The sequence below is a fragment of the Halococcus dombrowskii genome, assembly GCF_022870485.1.
Classification (GTDB): domain Archaea; phylum Halobacteriota; class Halobacteria; order Halobacteriales; family Halococcaceae; genus Halococcus; species Halococcus morrhuae.
On sequence record NZ_CP095006.1, the window covers coordinates 314577 to 340802 of the forward strand.

At 56.3% G+C, this 26226-nt stretch carries 21 protein-coding genes and 4 pseudogenes; 13 read left to right on the forward strand and 12 right to left on the reverse strand.

The window, feature by feature from the left end; all coding sequences use genetic code 11:
- Window positions 1-103 precede the first annotated feature (103 nt).
- Window positions 104-1294, reverse strand: coding sequence for a transposase (locus MUK72_RS15885; protein ID WP_244705597.1), 1191 nt, complete (start codon window positions 1292-1294; stop codon window positions 104-106).
- A gap of 101 nt (window positions 1295-1395) precedes the next feature.
- Window positions 1396-2895, reverse strand: a pseudogene (locus tag MUK72_RS15890) (transposase); the annotation flags it as partial.
- 78 nt (window positions 2896-2973) lie between these two features.
- On the opposite strand from MUK72_RS15890, the pseudogene MUK72_RS15895 reads away from it, so the two are divergent.
- The 5 genes and pseudogenes from MUK72_RS15895 to MUK72_RS15915 all read left to right on the forward strand — a co-directional run.
- Window positions 2974-3182, forward strand: a pseudogene (locus MUK72_RS15895) (ISH6 family transposase); the annotation flags it as partial.
- A gap of 115 nt (window positions 3183-3297) precedes the next feature.
- A complete protein-coding gene (locus tag MUK72_RS15900; protein ID WP_244705599.1) occupies window positions 3298-4635 on the forward strand; it encodes an ISH6 family transposase in 1338 nt (445 codons plus the stop codon).
- Between the two features lie 88 nt (window positions 4636-4723).
- Window positions 4724-5743: a formylglycine-generating enzyme family protein gene (locus MUK72_RS15905; protein ID WP_244705601.1), complete on the forward strand. Its 1020-nt coding sequence runs from the start codon at window positions 4724-4726 to the stop codon at window positions 5741-5743.
- A gap of 87 nt (window positions 5744-5830) precedes the next feature.
- Window positions 5831-7216 (forward strand): GntP family permease, encoded by a 1386-nt coding sequence (locus MUK72_RS15910; protein ID WP_244705603.1) that lies wholly within the window; start codon window positions 5831-5833, stop codon window positions 7214-7216.
- 86 nt (window positions 7217-7302) lie between these two features.
- On the forward strand, window positions 7303-8766 hold the full coding sequence (locus MUK72_RS15915; RefSeq protein ID WP_244705605.1) for a sulfatase family protein: 1464 nt from the start codon (window positions 7303-7305) through the stop codon (window positions 8764-8766).
- A 760-nt stretch (window positions 8767-9526) separates the two neighbouring features.
- On the opposite strand, the pseudogene MUK72_RS15920 reads toward MUK72_RS15915, so the two are convergent.
- The 7 genes and pseudogenes from MUK72_RS15920 to MUK72_RS15945 all read right to left on the reverse strand — a co-directional run.
- Window positions 9527-10207, reverse strand: a pseudogene (locus tag MUK72_RS15920) (IS1634 family transposase); the annotation flags it as partial.
- Between the two features lie 6 nt (window positions 10208-10213).
- Window positions 10214-10807, reverse strand: coding sequence for an IS630 family transposase (locus MUK72_RS20460; RefSeq protein ID WP_425311087.1), 594 nt, complete (start codon window positions 10805-10807; stop codon window positions 10214-10216).
- Window positions 10713-11273: an IS630 family transposase gene (locus MUK72_RS20465; protein ID WP_425311088.1), complete on the reverse strand. Its 561-nt coding sequence runs from the start codon at window positions 11271-11273 to the stop codon at window positions 10713-10715. The genes MUK72_RS20460 and MUK72_RS20465 overlap by 95 nt, the downstream gene beginning before the upstream one ends.
- A 25-nt stretch (window positions 11274-11298) precedes the next feature.
- On the reverse strand, window positions 11299-11493 hold the full coding sequence (locus MUK72_RS15930; RefSeq protein WP_244705607.1) for a hypothetical protein: 195 nt from the start codon (window positions 11491-11493) through the stop codon (window positions 11299-11301).
- Window positions 11494-11699: 206 nt separating this feature from the next.
- On the reverse strand, window positions 11700-12218 hold the full coding sequence (locus MUK72_RS15935) for a PIN domain-containing protein (protein WP_244705609.1): 519 nt from the start codon (window positions 12216-12218) through the stop codon (window positions 11700-11702).
- Entirely contained in the window at window positions 12215-12802 is a 588-nt protein-coding gene (locus tag MUK72_RS15940; protein ID WP_244705611.1) for a winged helix-turn-helix domain-containing protein, read from the reverse strand. The genes MUK72_RS15935 and MUK72_RS15940 overlap by 4 nt, the downstream gene beginning before the upstream one ends.
- A 255-nt stretch (window positions 12803-13057) precedes the next feature.
- Entirely contained in the window at window positions 13058-14710 is a 1653-nt protein-coding gene (locus tag MUK72_RS15945; protein WP_425311089.1) for a transposase, read from the reverse strand.
- Between the two features lie 319 nt (window positions 14711-15029).
- Here MUK72_RS15945 and MUK72_RS15950 point away from each other — a divergent pair, with 319 nt between their 5' ends.
- From MUK72_RS15950 to MUK72_RS15970, 5 genes are all read left to right on the forward strand, one after another.
- A complete protein-coding gene (locus MUK72_RS15950) occupies window positions 15030-16085 on the forward strand; it encodes a sulfite exporter TauE/SafE family protein (protein WP_244705615.1) in 1056 nt (351 codons plus the stop codon).
- A gap of 60 nt (window positions 16086-16145) precedes the next feature.
- Window positions 16146-16595, forward strand: a complete 450-nt coding sequence (locus MUK72_RS15955) for a hypothetical protein (RefSeq protein ID WP_244705617.1) — start codon at window positions 16146-16148, stop codon at window positions 16593-16595.
- A 339-nt stretch (window positions 16596-16934) separates the two neighbouring features.
- Entirely contained in the window at window positions 16935-17132 is a 198-nt protein-coding gene (locus MUK72_RS15960; RefSeq protein ID WP_244705619.1) for a hypothetical protein, read from the forward strand.
- A 186-nt stretch (window positions 17133-17318) separates the two neighbouring features.
- The gene (locus tag MUK72_RS15965; protein WP_244705621.1) at window positions 17319-18590 is read left to right on the forward strand and encodes an IS701 family transposase; all 1272 of its coding nucleotides are present in this window, start codon (window positions 17319-17321) and stop codon (window positions 18588-18590) included.
- A 212-nt stretch (window positions 18591-18802) separates the two neighbouring features.
- Window positions 18803-19981, forward strand: a complete 1179-nt coding sequence (locus tag MUK72_RS15970) for a low temperature requirement protein A (RefSeq protein ID WP_244705623.1) — start codon at window positions 18803-18805, stop codon at window positions 19979-19981.
- Between the two features lie 195 nt (window positions 19982-20176).
- Here the strand turns inward: MUK72_RS15970 and MUK72_RS15975 are convergent, their stop codons facing one another.
- Complete coding sequence (locus MUK72_RS15975; RefSeq protein ID WP_244705624.1) at window positions 20177-21151, reverse strand: transposase; 975 nt, start codon at window positions 21149-21151, stop codon at window positions 20177-20179.
- A 132-nt stretch (window positions 21152-21283) separates the two neighbouring features.
- Window positions 21284-21460 (reverse strand): annotated as a pseudogene (locus MUK72_RS20570) (transposase); the annotation flags it as partial.
- 118 nt (window positions 21461-21578) lie between these two features.
- Between MUK72_RS20570 and MUK72_RS15985 the strand changes: the two are divergent.
- The gene (locus MUK72_RS15985) at window positions 21579-23237 is read left to right on the forward strand and encodes an IS1634 family transposase (RefSeq protein WP_342346238.1); all 1659 of its coding nucleotides are present in this window, start codon (window positions 21579-21581) and stop codon (window positions 23235-23237) included.
- Window positions 23238-23667: 430 nt separating this feature from the next.
- Here the strand turns inward: MUK72_RS15985 and MUK72_RS15990 are convergent, their stop codons facing one another.
- Complete coding sequence (locus tag MUK72_RS15990; protein ID WP_244705630.1) at window positions 23668-23976, reverse strand: carboxymuconolactone decarboxylase family protein; 309 nt, start codon at window positions 23974-23976, stop codon at window positions 23668-23670.
- A gap of 78 nt (window positions 23977-24054) precedes the next feature.
- Between MUK72_RS15990 and MUK72_RS15995 the strand changes: the two genes are divergently transcribed.
- Together MUK72_RS15995 and MUK72_RS16000 are read left to right on the forward strand one after the other, a co-directional pair.
- Window positions 24055-24213, forward strand: a complete 159-nt coding sequence (locus MUK72_RS15995) for an SCP2 sterol-binding domain-containing protein (RefSeq protein WP_244705632.1) — start codon at window positions 24055-24057, stop codon at window positions 24211-24213.
- Between the two features lie 602 nt (window positions 24214-24815).
- A complete protein-coding gene (locus tag MUK72_RS16000; protein WP_244705634.1) occupies window positions 24816-25964 on the forward strand; it encodes a tyrosine-type recombinase/integrase in 1149 nt (382 codons plus the stop codon).
- The last annotated feature ends 262 nt before the right edge of the window (window positions 25965-26226 follow it).

Consider the following 26226-nt stretch of genomic DNA (forward strand, 5'->3'; position numbering starts at 1 on the left):
GCTGGCTCCTCCATAGCGTTCGTAGGATTCTTCGCCTCGTTTTCGACGTCACTCCGGTGTGGAACCGGGCTTTTGCTGCCACCGTTATCGATAGAGTGGACAACTAGCGACAATCGAGCTGATCCTGACAGAAGTCGCGGTTAGCCTGACCGTCAAAGCCGGCATCGGCGAGGGCTGCCTGGAGATCGTCAGTGTCGTACCGCTCGTTGAACTCCTCAACGAGCGGTTCGAACGCCGCACTGTCGTTCCTCTTGCCGGTCTCCATCGTGATGGCGACCGGCAGCTCTGTTGCCGCATCCACCACGAGAAACACCTTGTACCCGTAGAACGATCCTTCGTGTTTCCCCCAGCTCGCACCTTCAACTTCGCCATTTTCGATCTCATCACGCGTATTTGCCCACGCCGCGATGTGCGTTCCATCGATGACGACGAACTCACCGCCATGTTCGTGATCGGCAAGCAACTCGCCACACATCGACTGGAGGCAGTCTCGGAGTTCATCTGGATGGAGTTCGTCGAAGGCCCGCCAGAGCGACGTCCCATCCGGGACGTCCTCTGGCTCGGTGTAGTCGAGAGCCTCTCGAAACGAATGATTGCGCTGAAGACGGCGTTCGAGGGCGTCGAAGGAGTCGCCCTCGAACTGCCGCAGGACGAGTGCAGCAGCTCGTTCGGGAGAGATTGACTGGATCTGTGAGACCGCAACCGAGAGGAAGGTCGCAACGAGTTCGTCACGGTAGAGGTAGCCGTCGTCAGCAGGATCATCGGGAGTGACATCGGCTGGCTGGTCGGTTTCACGCTGAGCCAGCTGGTCGTCCCGAAGGGACGGCCAGCTGTGAGTGTAGATTGTGGTGTCTTGCCACTCCGTGGCGTGTACTTCCTGTTGGTCAGCGAGCTTCTGGAGTGGGCGGTAGGAGCGACGACCGAGAAGGTCGTTTGCTTCGGATGCGGTCAGCTCGGATGGACGGCGGAACACGAGGTGTTTGAGCGTCGGCTTGGCGTCTTCCTTGCGGTGGAAGACGGCGACGCCGTCATCCACCTCGGGTCGCCAGAAGCCGTCGTGAGTAGAACGTTGCCCGATGATGTGCTTGCTGGCGACGTACTCCCTGTTGTGGTTCAACGAGGTGTAGAAAGTGTTGGTGGAGGCGATTTGGTCGATATACCACGCCGGCACGTCGGTGCCGGCGCGGAGGTCAGCTTTGGAAGCGACCTCGTCATGGAATCGGAGGTACTCACGAACGGTGGTCTTATGCGAAGAGACAGTATTACCGTAGGCGTCGGATCGACTGGTCCCCATACCATTGATCCGACTTCTATTCTAGTGAATGTGACTATTTTTGGCGTTAGTGACTGCTCTTCGATATGTTCAAGCTGATTTCGAAACCGTGCAACGGGCTAAATCACAGCAAACCCGAAGTAGAACACGCGGACGGCAGTGTTCCGTGAGGTCATCCACGTGAGGAAATCCTTGATCGACTTGTAGCTGTTCTCTATACCCCATCTTCGGGCGTACCGCCGCATCACGCGGCGCGTACGCCCTCGTGCTTCCTTCGTCGCGTCACTCACCGTCAGATTTGTCACGAACGTTACCGTCGCATCCTCCTTGCGGTCCGAGGGAACCCCGACCAGCGTCGGGGTGACCGTCACCGTCTCTCCTCGGATGGTTTTCTCCATCTCGTGGGTCTGTTTCACGGCAACGTCGTGATTCATGCCATCCACGAAGCGGTCGACTCGGTCGTCCGACGACTTCCGGATGAGGTAGGAGAAACCGGCCTCTTCTACCGCATGCATCACGCCGATGCTGTCGAAGCCAGCATCGGCATACACCGTCCCGATCGAGACGTGTTCGCTCGCTATGTCGAGGAGTTGCTCGACAAGAACCGCCCGAGACATATAGGGGATGCGGCGGAGCAGCGGCCGCATCCCCAACGTGAATTTCACCTCCTCGCCGACGATCGAGATCGTCGCCATCTGGTAGCACCAACTGTAGGATTTGTTGGATGGTGCGCCGGTACTCATCTGGAACTCGTCGCGATCACCGTAGTACGCGATATACGTGATATCGATCGCCACGTCGACGTGGCGATCTATCGAGTAGTACTTCCTACCAACGTCCACCATCTCTGCGATCGCTCCGTTCACCATCGACGCGATTTCCATCGCGTCGAGTCGCTTGATGTAGTGGAGGTGAGTGTCGCTATCTGGACCACCATTCTCACGGGTAGTTTCTTCGTTGAACAGTCGAGTTCCCTGGTTGGCAGCTGTATCCGTCAATCCGAGGTATCTCTGCAGTTCGAGGAATGTGACACCGTCGTACCGCGTTCCTTCGTCCGGTCTATCGAGATCCATCGCCGGAAAGACGTACTCACACAGTGCTTGCGTCACCTTCTTCGCTTTTTCGTCGATGTAACGCTGTTCGGACCGGCTGGAGAGACCGCTCTTGTCCTCAGGTTCGAGAGCGCGCATCCCAAGTGGGTTGCCCACTTTGTGGGCAACGCCGAGGATACGTTCAGCGGACGTCTGGATGAACGTCTTGAGCTGGTCGGAAAAGCGTTCGCGCTACGCATGTCCGAGCGTGGTTCGCCCCGGTGCAGTCTTCCCAGCGGCGAAGTGGCTGGGGTCAAAGCCGAGCGTGCGGGCACGCTCGGCGTGGGAGTGGTAGTTGTGAAGTTCCTCGGTGGTGAAGCCAGCGAGCTCCTTGCAGTAGAACGCCCGAATCATCGGTTCGTAGCCGTAGCGTGCGTTCCAGACGGTCTCGCTGGACTCGTAGATCTCAACTGCGTTGAGGTCAAACTCACGGACCACTGTGAGGAGATTCGTGTCTTCGTGGATCGATTCGGCGGCTTGGCGTTCGAGCCGCTTGATCGCCGGCTCGAACTCGGATGTCTTCTGTGACATCCACTCGTGGTTAGAGGCCCGCCGCGGTTAGCCGCGCGTCTCATGCACACAAACTGTCGTTCTGAACTCCTGATTAGGACCTCAAACCCTGTTGAACGAGCAAAACGATGCAAGCGTGATTGGATGCAATAGAGCGAAGAGGGGTTAGAGGCACTGCTGCAGTTGCGCCTCACAAAATACGCTGACCCCGAACGCTACCGCGAGTTCTTCGATAATCTCCTCCATCGATCAACCCACGGAAGTTACGATGTAGTGTGTCGGTCACGGCGAACGGTGGTGAACTCTGAATGATTTTCCGACGCGACCAAGATTTTGGTCGTGTCGCAAAGCGGTCTAGACTTCGGTAGCAACTGACTCCCCTCAGGAAGGGGTTGTCTCTGGTGACCAAACCGAGACCACCCCATGCACGCTGAAATCAACGTGCGGTTCGAACTCAGTACCGACGACGACAAAACCATACCGCTCGCCGTACTCGCCGAGTTCGTCACCGACCAGAACATCGAATCGGTACTTCTCGAAGAACTGGTCGAGAGCCTCGACGCGGGCCGCGTCGAGGCGCTCTGTGGTGAAAAATACGCCCACGGCAACGGTGATAAGCGGTTCCAGCGCCGCGGCACCGACCCCCGCACAGCCGTTACAACCGCCGGCGAGCACGAGTTCGACCTCCACTACGTCGAAGATACAGCCGCTGACCACGACGAACCGAGCTATCTTCGGCCCGTCGAAGACGTCATCGACTTCGACGGGCAGAATCGCTATCAACAGGATATCGCGGCCAAGAGCGTCGATCTCGCTACCTCTCTCAGCTATCGAGATGCCGCCGATCACGGCGACGGCTTCGTTTCGATGCCGTCGCCAGATACCATCAACCGCCGTGCCAAAGAGTACGGCACCAAGCTCAAGCAATTCCTTCCGGACTGTGTTGGCGGAACGGACGCTGACGCTGTCATCGCCGACGGGACGAAGTGCCACAGTCAGGACAAAGACCGCTCATACCACTCCGTCCAAGCAACGCTTGGCGAGGATACTGCCGAGGACTCACACTCCTTGCTGGATCTGTCGGTCAACGCTAACTGGGACGAGACAGCAGCCGCTCTCGACGATATCAACGCAGTCACTGACGACGCTGCGGTCGTCAGTGACGCAGATACCAGTATCGTCACGGCGTTTACCAACGAAAACCGCGAGCATCAGCTCGACCTCGTCCACGTCGGCCGGACGCTAGGCTACAACCTCTGGGATGACGGCGTGTTTTCCCTGGAGCGACGCACCGAGATCGTCACAGAAGTGATCGACGAGGTGTTTCATCTGAAGAACTCGGTCGCCAAGCACCGCCCCGAGGAAGAGTTCGCCGCGATCCGCGAACGGATCGCGCGAACGACCAAGCGCATTGAGAAGACAGCGTGGCAGCTCTCGCAGTACGGTTCGAGGAAGGCTGCGGGGTATCTTCGGCGGTGGCTGCCGTCGATAGTGACGTTCGCCGAGCAGGCTCTTGAGGGGTTCGAGGTGCCGTGGACCTCGAACCCCGTGGAACGGGCGATGGGAGAAGTCGCCAAGCGCTGCAAGAACCAGTGGATGCGCTGGACAGAGGCCGGATTAGAGGCGTTGCTCCAACTCAGGCTCGTGAAATACGCCAATCCAGACTACTACCGAGCGTTCTTCGACGAACTCCTCACCCGCTCAACCAAAACAACCATGAGCTGTGACCTCACAGTCGAGGCTACCAGAGGCAAAGTCTAGAGGACTTTGCGACGCGACCAAGATTTTGCTGGGATCTCAGTTGGGAACTATCGACAATCCCTTCCTTACTCATTTACGAAGGAGAAGTATGACGAAGAATGATTCTACATGTTGTACACCCCCGTGCAACGAGGAACTTGCTCCCCGAGACCACAACAAGAACCGATCTTCGGACCGAGTTCAAACCCAGCAAACCTCCCCGGTATCAGAGGGAGACGAACGGATCGAGAGAATGGTTCGTCTTGGTGGGGAAACGTTCTCTATGGGAACCGACAGTAATGTCGGATTTTCCGCTGATGGCGAAGGCCCAGCACGCGATGTAGCGATCGACCCATTCTATATCGACCAGTTTGCTGTCACGAATGCAGAATTCCTCCAATTCGTGCGCGATACTGGCTATACTACCGATGCCGAACGCTTTGGCTGGTCGTTCGTATTTGAAGATTTTACCAGTGCTGAAGACGATAACCATGTAATGCAGCATGTCGAGGCCACGCCATGGTGGGTCGCGGTTGAAGGAGCGAACTGGCTTCGACATGAAGGACCCGCTTCAAGTGTGGCTACGACAAAGCTTCTGAAACATCCAGTCACGCATGTCTCGTGGAACGATGCCGCCGCATACGCCGACTGGGCTGGTAAACGGCTTCCAACCGAAGCCGAATGGGAGTATGCTGCCCGAGGCGGGTTGGACGGAAAGCGATATCCGTGGGGCAACGAGTTGACACCAGACGGCGACCATCGCTGCAACATCTGGCAGGGCGATTTTCCCGAGCACAACACCGGCGAGGATGGCTATCTCGGTACTGCCCCCGTTACTGAGTACGAGCCGAACGGATTCGGTCTGTTCAACGTTGCGGGCAACGTCTGGGAGTGGTGTGCCGACTGGTTTAGCTCGGACTACCACACGACCGATGCGTACTCTCAGACGAATCCGACTGGTCCTCCGAGTGGGACCGAACGAGTGATGCGTGGTGGATCATACCTCTGCCATCACTCGTGGTGCAATCGGTACCGCGTCGCTGCACGGTCGAAAAACACGCCCGATAGCTCGTCCGGCAATATCGGCTTTCGATGCGTTGTCGATACTATCTCCAAGCAAGAAAGGTAACCAATTATAATTTTAATGGTCGAGCCATATATGTAAGCCATCGAATGGAATGATTATTATGGGAAGTGCCCCTCGATCGAGACGCGAATGAATTCACTGCTTCAGTTCGGACCTGTCAATCCCGCTGTCGTCGCGTTCATTGCAGGTGTCATCGTCGTAGTCGTGTTATTGGTGCGGCTCAAAGTCCCGCCGTTCATCGGTTTGTTGGTCGCGTCGTTCATCGTCGCGCTCCTCACCCCCCAGATCCAATTGGGAAAAACCGCCTCGATGATCGCGTCGTCGTTCGGAGATACCATGACCGAGATCGGAATACCGATCCTGATGGCAGCGGTGATCGGCAAATCTCTTACGAAGAGCAACTCGGCCAACCGGATTCTCGAAGCATTCACGGGAATCACGGGCAGAAAGCGAATCGAGTGGGCGCTGTTCGCCAGCGGATTCGTGCTCGCGATACCCGTCTTTTTCGACAACGTGTTCTATCTCCTCATTCCATTGGCGTGGGCGGCGAGCACGCGGCTCGACGGTCGTAACTACGCGCTGTTTGTTGTGATGATCGGTGCCGGAGCAGGCGCAGCTAACCGATACGTTCCGCCGACGCCCGCTCCGCTGACGGCCACCAACATTCTCGGTGTCGATGTCGGTACCACGATCCTCGTTGGGTCTGCGATCGCAATCCCGACGGCGATCGTCGTGGGCGCCGGCTACGGTTACTTTATTAACGAGCGCATTGAGATTCCGCTTCGCGACTCTAGTTTCCTAGCCGATCTCGATGCCGACAAGGACACCCGGAACGCCGAGCAGACGCCTGGGCTGTTCGAGGCATTCTTACCTATTATCCTCGCGGTCGTACTGGTAGCTTCCCAGACTGCAAGCTCGACGTTCTTCGGTCAGAATCAGACGTTGACCGCGGTCACTAACTTTATCGGTAACCCCAATTTCTCTCTCACCATCGCAGCCATTGTGGCTTCAATCACCTACTTCAGGATTGCGGATATCGATCTCGAAGAGTGGTCCGACGAACTCACCGACTCGCTGAAGACAGGTGGAAACATTGCGGCGATAACCGCGGCCGGTTCGGCGTTCGGTGCCGTCCTCGCTGCCTCAGGCATCGGTAATGTTATCGCAAGCACACTCTCGGAGCTCGGGCTAGGGCTGTTGGTTACGGCGTGGGTGATTGCGGCCGCGGTGCGGGTGGTTCAGGGATCGGCCACGGTCGCGGTTCTCACCACTGCCCAGATCGTCCAGCCTCTCATGGGCCAACTCACCGTCAATCCCGTCTACCTTACCCTCGTGATTGGGACTGGTGGGGCGATCTTCTCATGGTACAACGACAGCGGATTCTGGATCGTGAGCGAGATCGGTGGATTGACCCAAAAGGAGACTCTCCAGACGTGGACAGTTGTGACGACTCTCTCGTCAATAATCGGCTTGATAGTCATCCTCGTCCTTGCGAACTTGTTCCCGCTCACGTAGACGACCACAACGGTGGGGCGCTTCACTGATCCCGTGCTATCGGAAGGATCAGAATGCTTTTCAGAGCACTTGGTCTTTTGAATAGCATGGCTGCCGCCAGCCCGAATATCGTCTTCATCAATACCGATCAGCAGCGCTTCGACACCATCAACGCCCTCGGAGCGGAGTACATGGAAACACCGAATCTTGACCGCTTAGTTAACGAGGGGGTATCGTTTACCAACAGCCACGTCACAGCGCCTTCGTGTGCCCCCTCGCGCGCTAGCCTGTTCACGGGCTATTATCCCCATACCACGGGTATCTACCGGAATGGGGATCGGTGGACCCATTCGTGGGTCGAGGATCTGGCTGACCACGGCTACTATACCCTAAACGTTGGAAAGATGCACACCGCACCATACGACGCGAAAATGGGATACGACGAACGCTATGTGGTTGAGAACAAGGATCGGTATCTCGCGCCGCTCCCGGCGGACGAGCCACGATTGCCTGGCGAGAAATTCTATCTCGATGAATGGGATCGCGCTCTGTTGGCGCGGGGGTTGCTTAAACAACAACGCGAATTCTATCGCCAGTGGGATGACTACGATGAACGGCTTGGGGCGTTCGAGTGGGAACTTCCGAAGGATGCCCACCCTGACGTGTTCGTTGGAGAGTTTGTGACCGACTGGCTCGACCGCCAGCCGAAGCTTGACCGGCCTCTGTTCGTCGAGGTCGGCTTCCCTGGTCCGCATCCGCCCTACGACCCGCTGATGGAATATGCCGAACCGTATCTCGAACGCGAACTTCCGCTACCGGAAGTATCGCATGAGGATCTTGACGGACAGCCGGCACCGTTGAAGGCCCTCCGTGAACACAATACAGAGGTCGATCATGACTCGGTAGTCCACGAAATCGATGCAGATGAGGAACAACGTCACCGACAGCGGGCGTACTACTACGCTAATATCACGATGATCGACGAACAGATTGGGAATATCCTTGGCGCGCTCGAATCCAACGGCTACGACGACACCATCGTGGTCTTCGCCTCCGACCATGGAGAAGCCCTCGGCAACCATGGTCACATCCAGAAATGGACGATGTATGACGAGGTTGTACGGGTGCCGACCGTAGTGTGGTCGCCCGATCGCTTCGAGTCGAATCAAGTCGATGAACTTATCTCGCTATTTGACCTCGGTCCTACAATTCTTGATCTCGCCGGGGCCCCGATCGACGACACGATGGAAGCCGAATCTCTCCTACCGGCGCTTGAGGGCGACGAATCGTGGTCCGGCCGCGATCGTATCTTCGCCGAACACGCCCGTGATGGAATCCTCCGAGAGACTGCATTGATGACAATGATACGTAATGATGACTGGAAATTCGTTCACTTCGTTGACCATGACGAGGGACAACTGTTCGATCTGAACGAGGACCCTGACGAGCGGATGAATCGATGGAACGACCCCGAAGTCCGAGAGATACGAGATTCCTTCCACGACCAACTTCTCGAATGGCGGCTCAACAGCGGCCTTCGAACGGCGGAGTGGGCTGCGCAGTTCCGGTAATCCAAGCGCGAGCGGGTGCTCCTCGAACCGCGAGCAACAAACATAATTACCCGTCGCCGAAACAGATAATATGCAGACCGCTGGCGTACGCCGGAGTTTCAGCAGTTCGTACATCACCTATGAGTGTCACTGTGGCTGGGTTGGTGACAATAGCGACATCGAAGAATGGGACATCCAACGAGATCGGGACCGCGCTGTCCGGATTTGTCCAGCCTGTGGAACGCCGATGCCGGAATGGGGGACCCATACTCCCATCGAGGGTGTGGCGAAGGTTGCTCGGGGGCCGCTCCACGAAGCATTGGAGAACGTCGAAAGATAACCACCACAGATGTTGGCGGATCTGGTTACCGGTGGCATCCGTTCGGTCGCGTCGCAGAATCCTTTAGAATCGGGACGATACCCGTCGGCAAGAAGCCGTAGCTGATACCTGAAAGGAAGGGGACTACTCTGGTGTTGAGATGAGAGAGTCCCCGATCCAAATCACACTCACTGTCCCGTTTCGACGTGATAAGGCTACCGAGCAAGCAAACCATCGATGACGCCCTCGAAAAGAATTCTGAGCCAGTGACCACCCCACTTTCGACACCCAAATGTGTTCTTGTGAGCAAACCCTATGATCAAGATCGAGTTGATGGTAGATTTTGTCATGTGATATTGGATATCTCTAAATAAATAATACCTTATTGGAATTCCAGTAGTTGAATAGATATTTTTGAGAAATGAATGCGCGAGCCAGAGAGGTCTGCCTCTCTGGCCGCGCTTACTCTTCCGATTCGATGCCATATGCGGTGACATCAAGATCGAGCAGCTCAAGCACTCGCTTCGGCACGTCAACGTTGTCTGGTATCTCCCGTTTCCCGTCGACCCGCGATACGAGCATGTTCTCGAACCGTTCAAGCACTCGCCGGCCGGTGGGCCGAAAGCTCGTCGGCCCACCGGCCAGGTCCATTGGTTCATCCGCACCCTGTAGAGCCACGCGTGCGCGTCGTTCAATGAGAGAATAGACGAGCAACGCCATCAGCATCACGTAGCCGAGTGCTTCGACGCGGTCGGGCCGGTCGAGAAAGACCGGCCCGACGCGTTTGGGGTCTTTGACTACCCGAAACCGGCGTTCGACCGCCTGTTGCTCTTTGTACTCCTGGAGAACGTCCTCACCAGCCCACTCTTCAGAATCTTCCAACGACGTGACGACCACGAAACAACTGGCTCTCTTCTTGCGGTGGGCGATCGCCGCCGCGTCCCGCTGGACGCTGGCGGCGATCTTGTAGACGGTTTCGTAGGGGCCCCAGTCTTTCGGCGGTCGTCCGGGCTTGTCGCGGCTCTTCTGTTCGGTTTCGACGACTTCTGCCTCGAATTCGAAACAGGAATCGTCGTGATTGTCGAGCCACGTCTCCCACGCTTCCTGAGCGTCGGGTTCACAGGCGAATGAGCGGTCGGCCAGGAGTGATCAGCCTAACTTTTGGACATCTGGGAGAAACGTGTCGATCCAGTCAACCGCAAAGCTCAGCCGATGGCTCAAGCGGAGAAATGTCTCGGTGAGGAACTCTCTGAAGTGGTCTTTGTCCTCGTAGATTTCTGGCGAAATCTCTCGTTTGAGACTCTTCCAGAGCGGTTCGATGGCGTTCAACGTTGGCGAATACGGTGGGATGAAGACGAACTCGATGCCGAGTTCGTCGGCCCGTTCCTGCGTGAGCTTCGCGTGATGGGAACCGTAGTTGTCCGCCACGAGCAGAATCCGCCCCACCGGATTCTGCTCGCGGATCGCCTCTAACGCCTCACAAACGGTTTCTTTGTTAATCCGCTCACCAAACGAGAGCGTGCTCTTCCCGGTCAGCGCATAGAAGCCGAACGAGCGCCACGGAGCGGTCACCAGCGGTTTCTCGATCGTTACCGTTTGGTCGTACGACCACATCCGCTGAGAGTTGTCGAACGGTTGTGGCCATGCTTCATCGAAAGAAACCCAGAACGACTGGATCATCCTCCTGTTCATCGATATCCTTCTCGTCGAGCGCCTCGGAGAGGCGCTCGGCGAGTATCTCATCTGCGTCGTCGGGACTGCGCGGATCCATTGGACGTGGTTTGGCGTAGTGCATCCCGCTCGCGCGTAACTTCCGGCTCAAGTGAGCTGGATCGTAGGTGATGCCGTAGCAGTCTTCGATGAGTGCGTGAATCGCTCGTGGCGTCCACGGTTGGCCTTCTCTGAGGATTTCACAAAGTTCGTCGAACTGCTCGTTGGTGAGCTTCGGCGGCCGGCCGCCGCCGAAGCCCGGCCGGAGGCCTTCGACGCCACCCTCGTTCCACGCGCGTGCCCACCGCCGCGTCGTGGATCGTGAGATTCCGACGTGGTCGCCGGCTTCCTCGCGCGTATCGCCGTAGTAGAGGTTCTTCACATAACAGAGTCGCCGGACGAGACGGGTCTCGTCCGATTTTTGAGCGTCTGCAATCGCTTGATCAAGCTCACCTCCCGACAGATGCTTCACCAATAGACCGCGACGATTGTTCTTCATTACCGTAGAGAGGCTCTCTAAGGGGTCAACTCTTTCGCAGACCACTCCGGCCGTCCGCCCGATCGTCGGGATAGAACGGATCGAGTCGGCCCTCGTTGTCGAGATGATTGATGACGTCGGAGACGTAGCGTTCGAGGCTATCCTCTTCGACCCACTCCGCGACGTTCTTCGGCAGGAGGTGTTGCTGATCTTGGTCGTATCGGATGAAGTTGGACGTCACGACTGAATCCTTACGCCATACAGGAGTTTCCGCTAGATAAGGTCTACGTCATGTGAGCTCAGCACCCGCAGAATCCGATTTCCCTGTCAGTGTTTCTTGGACAGGCTCAAGAGCGGTAGTCTTTGACACGCAATACTGACTCGCGATTATGGGTCCTCATCACGACGACACAGGCACTCGGAGGGGTTGGTGATACGACTCGCCGTTTACTCCGTATGGACAAGATCTTCAATGAACCTGAAGCCGTTGACGAATGTTACTGCGTCGTCGTACCCTTCACTCGCAAGCACAGTTTCTGCCCCCTCACCGGCAGCGAGATCGGTCGTGTAGATGTAGGCATGAGCTGCGTTTCCCGAACTGAGTGCTTGTGCGGCAAGTGCTCCAAGAGCGGGATCGGCTCGTTCGACCTCGTCGGCTGGGCGATCGTCAGCGTTCGCGATGTATCGTTGGATACCGTCCATCGTCTTCGAAACGACTGGGTTCGTGTATTCCAATGAATCAGCAACGCGAACCCAGCCGTCGTCGATAGCAGAATCGATCGGAATTGCTTCTACTTCGCTGCTCTCGCTGTCCGTGGCTCCGGTCAACTCTTCGTAGATGCGTTTCGGGACGACGAAGGTGATTTCGTTGCGCTCGGCGAAAGTCCGTACTCGCTGATAGCGCTCGTTCGATGAATCGCCAACTGCAACGAAAAATCCCGTGTCCGCGATGTGGAGCGCGCTCACACGTCGAGATTTTCGGCATCAACGACGTCTGCCAGCGACGCCCCAGAATCATCGAGCGAGAAGTGCCCGTGAACGACCGGCCGAAGCGCCTGAAGGATCAGTTCGGCTTCGAGCTCGGAGATACCGAGATCATCGGCCACAAGATGATGAGTGGTCTCGCCCTGCTCACGAGCGATAGTGTGAGAAAGCGCAGTTGCGAGTCCATGCACGCCGTGCCGATCGATATACGAGTCGATGGTGTCATCGGTTGGCCGACGCGCGACTGCGGCAATCAGGGCGGGCGAGATGGTGTACTCACGATCGTCGTTGGCGGTCAAGGTGAGTTCTATCTCGACGGCTGCGTACCGCTGTGGTTGGCTGTCTGCCGTAGGAGTGAGAACGCCAGCGTCGGCGAGCTGGTTCACGTAGGTGTATGCAGTTCCTTGTGCAAGATCCAGCTCGTCGATGAGTTCGCTGACGGTTGCCTCGCCCTCGCGATAGAGATAGGAGTAGACACGGGCGAGCTGGGGCTGTTCGAGGAGGTCAGCTATCGAGAGGAAATCGCGAACGATTTCTCCTTCCCGTTGTGAAGCTGTCCGTGACATAGTTGAAACACGTGTTTACAGATTATGCATAATCTGGAATAAGCCTGTCCAGAATTTCGGAGGATGACTGATTCTACAAACGAAACCGACGGATGGTGACCGTTCTCATTGACCAGAAACACAGCTAAGCCGAATACGACTCCCTGTCCAATGCACGTCTGGTGCTCAGCCGATGAATGTAGCCGAGAGTGGGGTCAGCAGGCGCGTCCCGCAGCTATCGAGAATCCGCTGAGCGCGAGAACAGCGTGGTCTTCGTCAGTCACCCGGAACGATGCAGAACGCGAGGATCTCGGTGAACTCACCTGCGGGAATCGGCGGGTGCTCTCCCAGATGCACGTCTACAGCGTCACGGAACAGGAGATTCGTCAACCGCCACACATTGTACATGACGACGCCGATCACGAAATACAGGAACCGTACTCGGTAGTCCATTGACCCCACCGTCGGCAGAAAGTGTTCCTTGATCGACTTATACTCGTTTTCGATTCGCCAGCGCTGTGTGTACTGACCGACGAATCCTTTGACCTGTTCCACTGGAACATCGCGGTTGGTCGTGAACACCGCGTAGTCTCCTTCTTCCTCCGTCGATGGCACGTACATGATGCTCCCGGTATGAACCCGGCCGTCATGTCCGTGGGTCAGGTTTCGTACGACGCCCGCGCCGGTAACGGATTCTCGCTCTAACTCCTCGATGTCCTCGATCTCAGCCTCGTACTTGCGTTTCGGGATGAGATAGGTCGTATCGCGCCGGTCGATTGTATCTCTGACGCCGTTCGCGTCGAAGCCACGGTCACAGAATACCTTGTGAATATCGACGTGTTGCTCGGCTTGTTCCAACAACTGTTCGACGATGCGCGCCTGTGAGGTGTCCCCCACATCCTTCGTTTCCCAATCGGATTCCCGGCGCACTGGTTCGACGCCGAGGACGATAGGGGTGTCCTCTCCGATGATGGTGATCGTCGCCATCTCGTATCCACGCTCGTGGCGATCTTTCAGTCCGTGAACCATCTCTGGATACTCTTTGCGCGGGTATCGTTCTTCGCCGTTCACCACCACTGACTCATCGTCCTGCGCCACGTCTTCGTCGTCCTTGTAGGGTGAGGTGAAGACCGGCCACGGCGTGGTATCGATGGCGGCAATGACCGGCTCCCGGATACCGCCGTTCTCCCTGACTTCTTCGAGGATCGTCTCGACACCCCGATGGAATGGGTCGAGTACTTCGTCGCGGATGCGCCCCCAGTCCGTCGGCCGGCAACCGTCCTCGTACTCGTCGAGAGTAGTCTGTTCGGGAGGAGCGGCGGTCTTCTTCATCGTGCGGAGGTGGGTGTCACCGTGGGGTGTCTCCTTGCGGTCGCTAAGCCGCTCGAATCGCTTGCTCGATCCGTTCGAGCACGTTGTCGTGCCTCGATCGGCCATATTCAGGTAGCTCTGCCGCTCGAAAAACACTAAATCGCTGAATGTAGCGTTGCCCGCGCGGTCGCTGTCAAACTCGTCGAGACCCCGATCACGTGCCGCTTCAACAGCGTCCATGATGTGATCGTCGGTGATCGTGGCAGCATCCACCTCGTCGGGATGAAGACGCGGCTCATCGGCGGAGAGAAGACCATGGTCGGCGGCAATTTCCTGTATCACCCGTGCGGTGGCTTTGATCGTACGACGATCCGCGAGCGAGAGTCGATTCCGCCAGATGTAGCTGATAGCCTGCTGTGTGGGCGGGCGGGGGAGATCGAGTCGGAGATAGACGTAAGCAGTGCCTGCCAACCGGCGGTGCAGCTCACTTTGGTCGAACCCGCGAGCGTGCTGATAGAGGAATAGCAGGATGACCGATTCAAACCCGAAATCGGCCCTGCCGGAATCGGGATACCTGTCAGAGAACAACGTTCGCGGAACGTCGAGACCGGTGACCACCCGTGTAATGTGATCATGGAGGTCGCACAACTCTTCGGTCTGTTCGAGAAGGGGTTCTGCGATTGGTGGTGTTGTATCGGTGTCTGACATGGGGAGGGCGGGTGAGAGAAGGGAGCACGTCGCCGAACGTGGGGTGGGCAGGCGTAGATCGCGAACTGCTCGCTCGCTTGTATCCACCCCCGTTTGGCGACCGGCATACCCCTGTTACCGGAACATCTGGCTTATATCTTCTCATAAGTTATAGGGTGGCTATTCAATGGCTAGGAGAAACCACCAAGACTTATTACGGAGGGCTACTCATAGCTGAACGAGTTCACACATGAGTGGATCCGATACACAGTCAGCGCAGGCGGACGGCGGCGTGAGCACCCCGTCTGCATCGACGGGAACGACCTCGTCCGGCCAGTCAGCCGTGACGGGTGCTGCCGCGCGAGCGATAGACGAGTTGCCGCTCGCCGACCGCATGAGCCTCAAGCCGAAGACGCTCAAACGCCTCGGGATATTGGCCGGACTGTACGTCGTGACGATTGGGGCCGTGACGTTGCTCGACCTCCAGACACCCGAGGCAGCGGTGTTCGGGTCGTTCGTCCCGGCCGTGATTCTGCTTGCGTTCGTCTTCGAAACGATGGATTCGGCCGCCGGAATGGGCTTTGGGACGGCGCTCTCGCCGGTGTTGCTCATCGTGCTCGGGTTCGATCCGCTCGCGGTCGTGCCCGCGCTGTTGGTGTCCGAAACCATCACCGGGTTGCTGTCGGGATGGATGCACAACGAGTTCGAGAACGTTCGCGTCTCGCTCTCCCGACCATTCAACGAAGAGACGAAGGCCATCGCACTCATCACGGGCATCAGCGCGATCGGCTCGGTGGTCGCGGTGTTGTTCTCGTTCCTTGCGATCCAGTTCGATAAGTCTGTCATTTCGGTGTACGTGATGGTACTCGTGCTGTTGATGGCAGTTGCCGCGCTGTTCCGCGAGCGTCTCAAGCCCGCTGCTGACGCCGAGTACCGCCCGCGAATGCTCGTCGGTTTCGCGGCGCTTGCAGGGTTCAACAAGGCCATCGGTGGTGGCGGATACGGTCCCGTGACCACGATGGGCCAACTCTACGCTGGCATGTACGAGAAGGCGGCCTCGGCGATTTCGTCCATCTCGGAGGGTCTCGCTTCGTTCGTCGGCGTCATCACGTACTTCGGAATCACAGCAGCGGGCGTCGAACTCAACTTCATGTTGGTACCGTCACTACTCGCGGGATCGTTGCTCGCGGCGGTGTTCGCGCCGTTCAGCGTCCGAGTGATCCCGAACCGCATCTACAAGTACGTAATTCCGGGCTACGCACTCGCCATTGGGGTGATTCTGTTCGTCACGAATTTCCTCGTCTAGTCTGCCCGAATCGCGGCAAAACGTGGCTATCACCACCCATCGAGGCAGGCTCGATTCGTGGTGGCTGAACCAGTGCGTGAACATCAACCAGCAGTCATGAATATCAACCCAAGTCGAGACATCGACGAAACGAAAGCGTTCGTTTTCGACATACTTGTTGGAGTTGGTGGACTCATCAGCGTTGGATATGTCGGGTACGAGATGGGTGCATTTGCCGGGGTGACGGATACCATCCCGTTCATAGCCATCGCCAGCGGAGCGCTACTCGGAGCCTGTAGTGTGGCGATGATGGAAACCGAGCGATTCCACATCCTCTTTGAAAGACCGATTGTCGGGATGGTTGCGGCGACAGCCATGATGTGCGTCGTCGCTGGGGTCGTCTGGGCACTCTCACAGGCCGAGCCGTCACGAGCAATTTACACGGTCCTCGGCGTCATCGCTGCCGCAATCGTCACCCGCATTTGTGTGTTCGCCAGCCGTCGTGCTCGTTCGGAGGGGGCCGCCCAATGATATCTGTGAGATAGAGTCGAAACCACTCACCAACCGACTGATCGCCTTCGAATGTAGGCGGCTCGACGTCGAGGAGAGCGCGATTGCGCTCACCTCGCTTGTAGAAGGAACGGTCTCGGCAGCGGGGGTGGTAACGTTCTTTGTGATTGTTGTGCCCTCGGTCGAGCGGATGGAACACATGATCGACAGTAGGTCAACTATAAATACGCCGGAGTCACAGGGTGTCTGAGCGAGAGAACGGACGGAACTTTCTCCAGAAGACAGATGAGTGCTCGTTCTGCGAACGCCAGCAGAAACGTTAACTGTATGCTTTGCCTATGTTCGCGATAGCATACTGCGATGGCCCGGAAGAAAAAACTCAGCCCGAGTGGGGCGAAAGATGAGGATGGGAACTACCATAACGTTCATCTCAATCTACACGAGGATGAACTTGCAGTCGCCGGGATGGATATCGGTGATGAGGTATTCGTCCGTGTGCGAGAGGATACAATCATTGTCCAGAAGGCTGACCAGGACCATCTCGAACACAACTTCTAACGAAAGGAGAGCGAGCGTTCTACGGATCATCTGACCCACAGCCAAATCACGTCCGGTGTGTTGCCGTTTCATGATTCAGTACTGCCTCGACTTGGCAACTCTTTCCTACGCTCGCTGACGGGTCAGCGAGCAGTAGATAGTCGCATCGAACAATGGTTCTTGATGCGGTTCTGATGTTCTCGCAATATGCTCGGTGTCTCTCGACTCCCTCCGTGGGTTGCACAAGCCTTGGCGTCGTTCGAGTCAGTTTTCTCTGATCGTCGCAACGTTACCTCGTTCGTCGCGTTCGTGAGTGCAGTTATCAAGACCGAATCTCGCCACACCGTGAGTGAACTTGCCCGCGGGATTTCGCGTCCCGATGCGGACGCGAAATCCAGCCGCACCTATCGCTACTTTCTCGGTGACGCTGTGTGGTCAGCCATTGATCTCGCTCAGCACCAAGCTGCGTACATTTTCGACCAACTCGACGTCGGGGCTGGTGACGAGATTCTTCTCCACATCGACGATACCCACGTCTCAAAAACCGGCGACGCCACCGATGGCGTCGCCCGGTTGTACAATCCAGTCAAAGGAGAAACCGAGCTCGGGAACAAATTCGTCACGTCGTGTCTCCAAGTTGGGGAGATATATTTTCCATACCTCGCGCGAATGTACATCAAAGAGGAGCTTGCGCCGGATTTCGACGAGCCGTTCAAGAAGAAAACCGAGATTGCGGTTGAGAAGATCGTGACGCCGCTCCAGATTCCGTCTGGAGCGGCTCTCACTGTCGTGTTCGACTCGGCGTACTACGCTGGCGACAAGGTCAAACAAATCACAAATCAAGGGTATGACGTCGTCTGTCGCTACAAATCAAGCTATCACGTCTCTCCAGTGGGTGTCGTCTGGGACCTCCGCGTCGATGACTTCGCATCGACGCTGGAGTACGAAGACGTCACGATCACTGTGCGGGGGCGCAAGAAAACGTATAGCGTGGCGAGTGAAATCGTGGAAATCGAAGGACTTGGCCGGGTGAAATCGGTAACGAGCGAGACGGACGATGTGACTCGCCACTACATCAGTACGGATCTCGGCCGGCCAGCGGCCGAGATCCTCGAACTCGTCGAGCATCGCTGGAATATCGAAACGGTCCACGAGGAGTCGAATAAGCAATTCGGCTTCAAACAGTACGAGCTATGGGGAAAACAGGGAATCGAACGCTACATCCAGCTCGTGTTTCTCGCATGGACGCTGGTAACGCTCAATGAGCAAGCAGACGTCGGCTTTTGGGAAGATGGAGGCGGACTCAGCGTCCGCCTCAATCACGCACAAGCCGATCTTACTGCAGAGACAGTATTCCAGATCACCGAAGAGATCGACTCGTCGCTCCCGCGAGCGGAGCGACGAGAGGCCGTGCGTGAACGTGTCTATTTTTACTCGTGGTCCTCTATTGCGAATTTCTTTATTACAGATTATAGATAGTATATCCCATTCAATAAACTGTGTGATTTCTATACCAAGATTGTTCAGATGGCGATGTCATAATAAAACGAGTACATAACCTTTCTCAGCTTAGACAGAATTGTCTGAATCAAACGATCTTGCCAAGTCGAGGCCGCCGAGAGACAATGGGAGTACGCCGAGCGTTTTTAGTTGACGCTCTGCATTGTATGTAAGAATTTAACATAATTACCATGAGCACAACTGACTCGACACCGGATGCAAACGAGAACGCGAGCGAGCAGGGACAGGACGTCTCGACGATAGAGTTATTCTTCGATCTGGTGTTCGTCTTCGCGTTCACGCAAGTCACCGGCTTTCTCGCCCATCATCTCACGTGGGCTGGTGTGGCGAAGGGTGCAGCATTGCTCGCGGCGGTCTGGTGGGCGTGGGTCATGTACTCATGGTTGACGGGCGCTGTGTCTCCCCAAGAGAATCTGTTGCAACGAGTGGTAATCTTCGCCGCGATGGCGGCAATGCTCGTCGTTGCGTTGTCGGTCCCCGGTGCGTTCGAGACCACTGCGTTGCTGTTCGCTGTTGCTTACTTCGTGGTCCGGCTGCTACACATTGCTCTCTACACGGCTGCCACGCCGCCCGAAACGCGCGATGCAGTCCTCCGGGCCGCGCCGGGATTTTTGGGTGGCCCGGCACTGCTCGTCCTCGCCAGTTTCTTCGATGGTCCGCTCAAAGCGATACTCTGGGTCGTCGCAATCGCAATCGATTACGGTATTGTGTTCGTTCGCGGTGTTGAGGGCTTTCGCGTCAACGTCGAGCATTTCGTCGAACGCTACCGACTCATCGTCATCATCGCCCTCGGTGAATCGATTGTGGCGATTGGGTCCGGCGTCGGAGCGGGCGGGATCGCTCTCGGGCCGCTGGTGATTCTAGCTACCCTCTTGGCATTCGTCCTCATCGCCGTGCTGTGGTGGCTCTATTTCGATTACGTCGTGTTCGCTGCCGAACAGCGCCTCGCCGAAGAAAGCGGCCACGACCTCACACTGCTTGCACGCGATTCATACAGTGTGCTCCATCTCTCGATAATCGGCGGTATCATCTTCGTTGCCCTCGGTCTGAAACAGACTCTCGCACACGTCGGCGAACCGCTCGGAATTATCGCTGCGGTCGCGCTGTGCGGCGGTAGCGCGCTCTACCTGTTCGGGCATACTGCGTGGCGCTACCACGACCACGGAACCTACAGCACCCCTCGATTGATTGTGGCGGTCATCGCCTGCATATTCATCGGTGTAACGGTGCGGATTCCTGCCGTCGCCGCTCTCGCGGCTCTCGTGGTTTTGTTCGTCGGGCTTGCGACGTACGAGACACTGTACTCTGCGGACAGACGTGAGTTCTACGAGCAACAAACCGCTCAGTGAACAGAAACAATATAATTGTAATCCACTCTATTCAATTGAAATTGGGCAAGTAGCCACCATACACAAATATATTAAAACCACTTCAGAGCCCGTCCAAGAATTCCGCCGCACCAGTTCCCTGACGACAGCTGAAGATACTGCTGTACGATTCGACAGACCGATTCATCCGTCGACAAAAAAGAGAACCAGGCTCAGTTATCCGGCGATCGCGTCCGCCACTTCGTGGCCGTCCGGCCCCTGGCCGGACCGCCACAGTTTCAGCAGGTTGTGCGTCGCTGAGAACAACGACCACTCCGCTTGTGCCCCCGTCTCCCCGCGTAACAGGAATCGGTCGCAGCCGCGGGTGACATGCTGACCGAACACTGCTTCGACGCTCTGGCTGCGCTTGCGGTAGATGCCTCTCCCCCGTTTCGTCCGGAGTTTCCGCTCCATGCGTTCTTTCAGCCCGTACCATTTGGGGATCCGCCCTCGTGGCGGATCCGCCTCCCGAGGTTCTTTCCGTCGCTTCCAGTCTTTGGTCGTAGCGATGAACAGCTCCGTCTGCTCATCCGCTAACTGCGCGTTCGCTTTGCTCCAGTAGCCAGCGTCGGCAAGCGCCATCTCCGGGCGCTTGCCGTTCACCTCCTCGCAGTTCTCCAGCATCGGCTTGAGCTGCTGGACGTCGTTTGCGTCAGTAGTGATGTCCTGCGCGACGATGACCTGTGTGTCGCAGTCCACCATTGCTTGGCCGTTGTAGCCCTGTTTCCAGCCGTTGCTGGTTTTGAGAATTTGACTCGCTGGATCTGTTGTGTTTGCCTTCGTGTCCTCCGGAAGCTCCACCTCCTCCGGAGGTGTGGGCTTCCGGCCACGTTTCTTTCGTCCCATTTCTTCCTCTTCCTGTTCTCGCTGGCGGATCTTCTCGGCTTGTTCGTCTTTGAGTTGCTGTTCCTTGGCGTCGAGTCGGTCTTTGGCTTCCCGCAATCGGTTCAGTCGGTCCTCTTGCTCCCGGAGTTCCTCCGGGAGCTCGTCTCCGCGCTGTTCTGGACCGTATTCGTCATCCTCGGCTTCGTCGATCTCGGCGGCCTCGTCGAGGATGTCGTGGATTTCGTCGGTGATCTGCTCACGAGTTCGATTTTGATCGAGGGCAGCGTCGCCTTGGACGCGCCGGCCGTCCAAGGCGACTTCACCCATCTCAACCATGCCAGCTTCCCGACAGAGGCGAAGAATCTCAACGAAGAGGTGCTCGAACTCCTCGCGGTGGTTCTTGCGGAAGAGACTGATCGTGCGGAAGTCAGGATGTTGATTCGCAGCAAGGTAGCGAAAAGCGACGTCACGTTCGAGGAGACGGTCGAGTTTGCGGGAACTACGGACCCCGATACAGTACCCGAAGACGAGAATCTTGAGCATCATGACGGGATGGAAGGGCGGCCGGCCACGGCCGTCCGCCCGATCTTCTGGATAGAAGGGATCGAGCCGGCCCTCGTTGTCGAGATGATCGATAACGTCGGAAACGTAGCGTTCGAGCCCACTTTCGACACCCCCTACAGAATTGACAAAATGTTTTTGAGCTGAAAAGTACCGAGAACTTCTTTGACCTCACAGCAGAACTCACGATACTGTGAGTTCGGCTGTGGAAGTCTTCTCGCCTGGTCCGCTTCCGGTGGTTAAAGCCATCTGTGAGGAATGCGGCCTTATCGAGACTGTCAACGAACAGGTCGAATGGGATGACCAACAGTGCCGACTCTCGCCTGGTCATCGAACTATGGCACTCGTCATGAACTTCCTTGCTGAAGGACAGCCGATGTATCGGCTGTCCGAATTCTTCGAAAAATCCGACACAGCCAACCTCTTCGGCGAAAATATCTCACCTGAAAATCTCAGCGACACCACTTTCGGACGGACCCTCGATAAGATCGCTGACGCCAACCCACGCATACTCTTCGGGAGTGTGCTTGCTGAAGCCATCGGGCGTGAAGGCGTGACCACGAATGTGGTCCACGCCGACACTACTTCCAAGTCCGTTCAGGGTATCTACGAGGACGAAAACGACGAGTACGACCTCGAAATTACACAGGGGTATAGTCGCGATGGCAATCGTCACCTCAACCAGTTCCAAATAGGCCTCGCAGTCAACCGCAACGGCGTTCCCGTCATCGGAGATATCCTCGACGGGAACGACTCCGACACCACCTGGAACACCGAACTTATCGGCGAGCTCCGTCAGCGGCTCGCCGCTGACGAGCCTCCTATCTATGTCGCCGATAGCGCGGCAATGAGCGAAGATTCGCTGGATGAAGCCTCTGCTGCTGGCATCGACATTATCAGCCGACTCCCGCGCACCTACAACGCGGTCGATGCACTCATCGACCGCGCGTGGGAGATCGACGAGTGGAACGATCTTGGAAAATTTGTCAACGATGAAGATGACGAAGACGCTGCCTCCTACCAGATTCAAACTTTCCAAAAGCACATCTCTAACCACGATTTGCGGTGTGTCGTCGTCCATTCATCCACGCTCGATGGACGCACTAACCGACGCATTGACAATGACCTCGACAGCACTGAAGAGGATCTTGAGGACGCGGTCGGCCAGCTGGCCGACCGCTCATTCGCCTGTGAACCCGACGCTCAGGAAGCGTGGGAGACGTGGCTCGACGATCACGACGATTCCTGTTTCGAATTCGAGGCAGAAGTCGTCGAAACCGAACAGAAGAAGAGCCGCGACAAGCCCGGACGACCGCCGAAAGACTGGGACCCCTACGAAACCGTCTACAAGATCGCCGCCAGCGTCCAGCGGGACGCGGCGGCGATCGCCCACCGCAAGAAGAGAGCCAGTTGTTTCGTGGTCGTCACGTCGTTGGAAGATTCTGAAGAGTGGGCTGGTGAGGACGTTCTCCAGGAGTACAAAGAGCAACAGGCGGTCGAACGCCGGTTTCGGGTAGTCAAAGACCCCAAACGCGTCGGGCCGGTCTTTCTCGACCGGCCCGACCGCGTCGAAGCACTCGGCTACGTGATGCTGATGGCGTTGCTCGTCTATTCTCTCATTGAACGACGCGCACGCGTGGCTCTACAGGGTGCGGATGAACCAATGGACCTGGCCGGTGGGCCGACGAGCTTTCGGCCCACCGGCCGGCGAGTGCTTGAACGGTTCGAGAACATGCTCGTATCGCGGGTCGACGGGAAACGGGAGATACCAGACAACGTTGACGTGCCGAAGCGAGTGCTTGAGCTGCTCGATCTTGATGTCACCGCATATGGCATCGAATCGGAAGAGTAAGCGCGGCCAGAGAGGCAGACCTCTCTGGCTCGCGCATTCATTTCTCAAAAATATCTATTCAACTACTGGAATTCCAATAAGGTATTATTTATTTAGAGATATCCAATATCACATGACAAAATCTACCATCAACTCGATCTTGATCATAGGGTTTGCTCACAAGAACACATTTGGGTGTCGAAAGTGGGTTCGAGGCTATCGTCTTCGACCCACTCCGCGACGTTCTTCGGCAGGAGGTGTTGCTGATCTTGGTCGTATCGGATAAAGTTAGACGTCACGTGTGGATCCTTACGCTATACAGGAGTTTCCGCTAGATAAAATCTACGTCATGTGAACTCAGAATCCGTAGAATCTGATTTCCTTGCCGATGTTTCTTGGACAGGCTCTTCAGAAACCCAAATTACGCAGGGACAGTATATAACAAATCAACCTAGCCGTCTTCAGACAGGGCTGAACTTCCCGTTGCTAGTCCCTGTACACCGCACACCAATCCGGCGACTTCTATTGTTTCCAGTATCTCCTCCTCACTTGCACCAGCATCGCGTGCCTGTTGTGCGACGATCTCAACACCGTCTGACTGTGATCTTCCCGCGTCGAGAGCCATCATTATCAACAGTTTCGTTTTCACCGACAGTGCTCCTTCTGAGAATACCTCCTCGTACACCGTGTCGAATGGTTCTCCAAATGCTGGGTCCAATTCGGCGATTTCATCAATGAACTCGGGTGCCTCTGCTGGCATAATCGCTATTCCTCATTGACGTTATTTAGGTGTTGTCTTTCATTTCACGAATGTCCAAATTCTAATGACATCTACTCATTGACCGGTCCCGCGGACGAGTTGGTTGGCCTTATTACCGGCAGCCTCGATCCCATCCAAGGATTCATGCAGCAGAAATACGAGATGGAGGGAGACATCCAGAAGGGCACGCGACTCGCTTCGACGGTAGGACAACTTACAGACCTGCTTCCCGACTGAGACTGTTGAAATCAGGAAGGTTGGTTTCTCATGCGCGGCGGATGGTGGAAATAATCATGGCAGTTTAAATTTCTCAGAAGTCTATGTATGACAAATTCATCTAGCCGACATCAGGGCCGAGGAGATACCATCACCGGCTGAGTAATCGAGCAAAAAGGAATTTTCGTTGGGAGCGTGCAGTATATCCGCGCTTAGCGGCACGTTCGCGCGAATTAGATAGAGAAATTCGACTGGCGGTCTATTCGCCAGTGTAGCTCTTATGTGGTTTCATAGATAGAACCGTCCACCTGACTTCAGACCTATCAGCAAACAGGTGGTTTGTAGAAATCCAAACGCCGAACCTCTGATCTTCCAACCGCCGCGCAAATATTATAGCAGTATATAGTTTATAGACGGAGATATGCTCCTCTGTAGCCTTGAAGAGGTTGTAATCGGCGGAATTGGCGATTTTGGTGTTTACTCGTGCTTAGTCCAATAAGGACATGTAGATTTATCCACCTCCCCGCCCTCCCCCACAGCGAACACAATGCCACAGCCCAGAACCACGGTTACTCGCCCCGAGAACAGTGCTCGAGCCAGCCAACGCAGTGGAGGTGCGTAGCGTGGTACGGATCGATGCAGTCACCGAGGACTTCCTGACGGACAAGGGCAAAGGCCAGGGTGGCGAGAGCGGTAACTACCGCCAGGACGCGGGCCGAGAGCTCGATCGATTCGTCGGCTTCCTTTCCAGTCACGAGGAGAGTCCGACGACGTTCGACGAGTTGGAATCGGGTCATCTTCGCGAATACGCCCGTCATCTCACTCGTCAGGGCTGGACTGCGGGCACAGTGCGTACCTACTACGCGTATATCTCAGCGTTCTGCGGCTGGGCCGTTCGCGAAGGCCACCTCGCCGAGAACGTTGCTCAGCGCCGTAATGCGACCGAGCCCATCCCAGACGACGGCGGTCACAAGAGCGGCGACCAACAAGCCTGGTCCGCCGAGGATCGCCGGCAACTCACCACCTTCGTCGACGAACAGGCCAGCACTGCGATCGACAATGTTGGTGAGGACCGGGAAGCAGCGATCAAAACCTGTCGCGACCGCGCTCTGGTCTACCTGTTGTCGTACTCCGGCGTACGAGGTGCAGAGATCCTTCGAGACCGGAGCGACAAGCGACGCCAGGGACTTCGGTGGGACGACGTCCACCTCGAAGATCGCTATGCGACGGTCTTCGCGAAAAAGCAGCGCCTCGACGATCGAAGCCTTCCCAACCCAGTGATTCATCCCCTGCAGATGTATCAGAAGGTCCTCGACGCACCGAGCGAGAGCTGGCCGGTGTTTCCCTCGTTTCATCGCCCAACGCTCTCTCAGCAGGTGACAGATGCGCTGGACCATCGTGGATATACCAACACGGAGATCGAGGAGATGCGTACCAACCATTCGTTGATCGAACTCTGCGTCAAGTACGACATCGAACCACCGTCAATAACGACCGATGCCGGTAGGCACGTTCTCAAACGACTCTGCGAGGAGGCGGGTATTGAACTAGATGACGGCGAGGAATATCTAATGCCTCACGGTGCTCGGCGCGGTGCTGGTGAAGTTCTCGTCCGTACATCAGGGCATGCAGCCGCCGCCCGAGCTCTTGACAACTCCGAAGAAGTAGTCCGCGAGCATTACTCACATATCGAAGCTGGTGATCTTGCTGATCAAATGACTGATGCCTTCAAAGAAGCTGATAGCCAACAATCCACTGAGAGCGGTGAATAAGGCGAGCGAGTGGGAATATCCTGTTGTTGAACTCGAGTATTGTTAGATGCCTATACATCGCAGTGTGTTGAGCTTAGATTCTTGCCGTTTGGATTATAGTAGGGCAATTTCCGATGAAATTTATTTCGTGGGGGTTGGATTTCTCATCTTCACGATCGTGACTGAATGCCAGAATCCAAATCCATCGTGAGTTGCTTCTGTTTTCCATCTGTTTATCTGTAACAGCCTTACGGATATTAATTAAACCGACGGCAAAAATCGC

What these genes read in the sequence shown, in the direction of transcription:
- MUK72_RS15885 (WP_244705597.1), bottom strand. Translation starts at nt 1,294, where the DNA reads ATGGGGACCAGTCGATCCGACGCCTACGGTAATACTGTCTCTTCGCAT.
- MUK72_RS15900 (WP_244705599.1), top strand. Translation starts at nt 3,298, where the DNA reads ATGCACGCTGAAATCAACGTGCGGTTCGAACTCAGTACCGACGACGAC.
- MUK72_RS15905 (WP_244705601.1), top strand. Translation starts at nt 4,724, where the DNA reads ATGACGAAGAATGATTCTACATGTTGTACACCCCCGTGCAACGAGGAA.
- MUK72_RS15910 (WP_244705603.1), top strand. Translation starts at nt 5,831, where the DNA reads ATGAATTCACTGCTTCAGTTCGGACCTGTCAATCCCGCTGTCGTCGCG.
- MUK72_RS15915 (WP_244705605.1), top strand. Translation starts at nt 7,303, where the DNA reads ATGGCTGCCGCCAGCCCGAATATCGTCTTCATCAATACCGATCAGCAG.
- MUK72_RS20460 (WP_425311087.1), bottom strand. Translation starts at nt 10,807, where the DNA reads ATGAGATACTCGCCGAGCGCCTCTCCGAGGCGCTCGACGAGAAGGATA.
- MUK72_RS20465 (WP_425311088.1), bottom strand. Translation starts at nt 11,273, where the DNA reads ATGAAGAACAATCGTCGCGGTCTATTGGTGAAGCATCTGTCGGGAGGT.
- MUK72_RS15940 (WP_244705611.1), bottom strand. Translation starts at nt 12,802, where the DNA reads ATGTCACGGACAGCTTCACAACGGGAAGGAGAAATCGTTCGCGATTTC.
- MUK72_RS15950 (WP_244705615.1), top strand. Translation starts at nt 15,030, where the DNA reads ATGAGTGGATCCGATACACAGTCAGCGCAGGCGGACGGCGGCGTGAGC.
- MUK72_RS15960 (WP_244705619.1), top strand. Translation starts at nt 16,935, where the DNA reads ATGGCCCGGAAGAAAAAACTCAGCCCGAGTGGGGCGAAAGATGAGGAT.
- MUK72_RS15965 (WP_244705621.1), top strand. Translation starts at nt 17,319, where the DNA reads ATGCTCGGTGTCTCTCGACTCCCTCCGTGGGTTGCACAAGCCTTGGCG.
- MUK72_RS15970 (WP_244705623.1), top strand. Translation starts at nt 18,803, where the DNA reads ATGAGCACAACTGACTCGACACCGGATGCAAACGAGAACGCGAGCGAG.
- MUK72_RS15975 (WP_244705624.1), bottom strand. Translation starts at nt 21,151, where the DNA reads ATGGGTGAAGTCGCCTTGGACGGCCGGCGCGTCCAAGGCGACGCTGCC.
- MUK72_RS15990 (WP_244705630.1), bottom strand. Translation starts at nt 23,976, where the DNA reads ATGCCAGCAGAGGCACCCGAGTTCATTGATGAAATCGCCGAATTGGAC.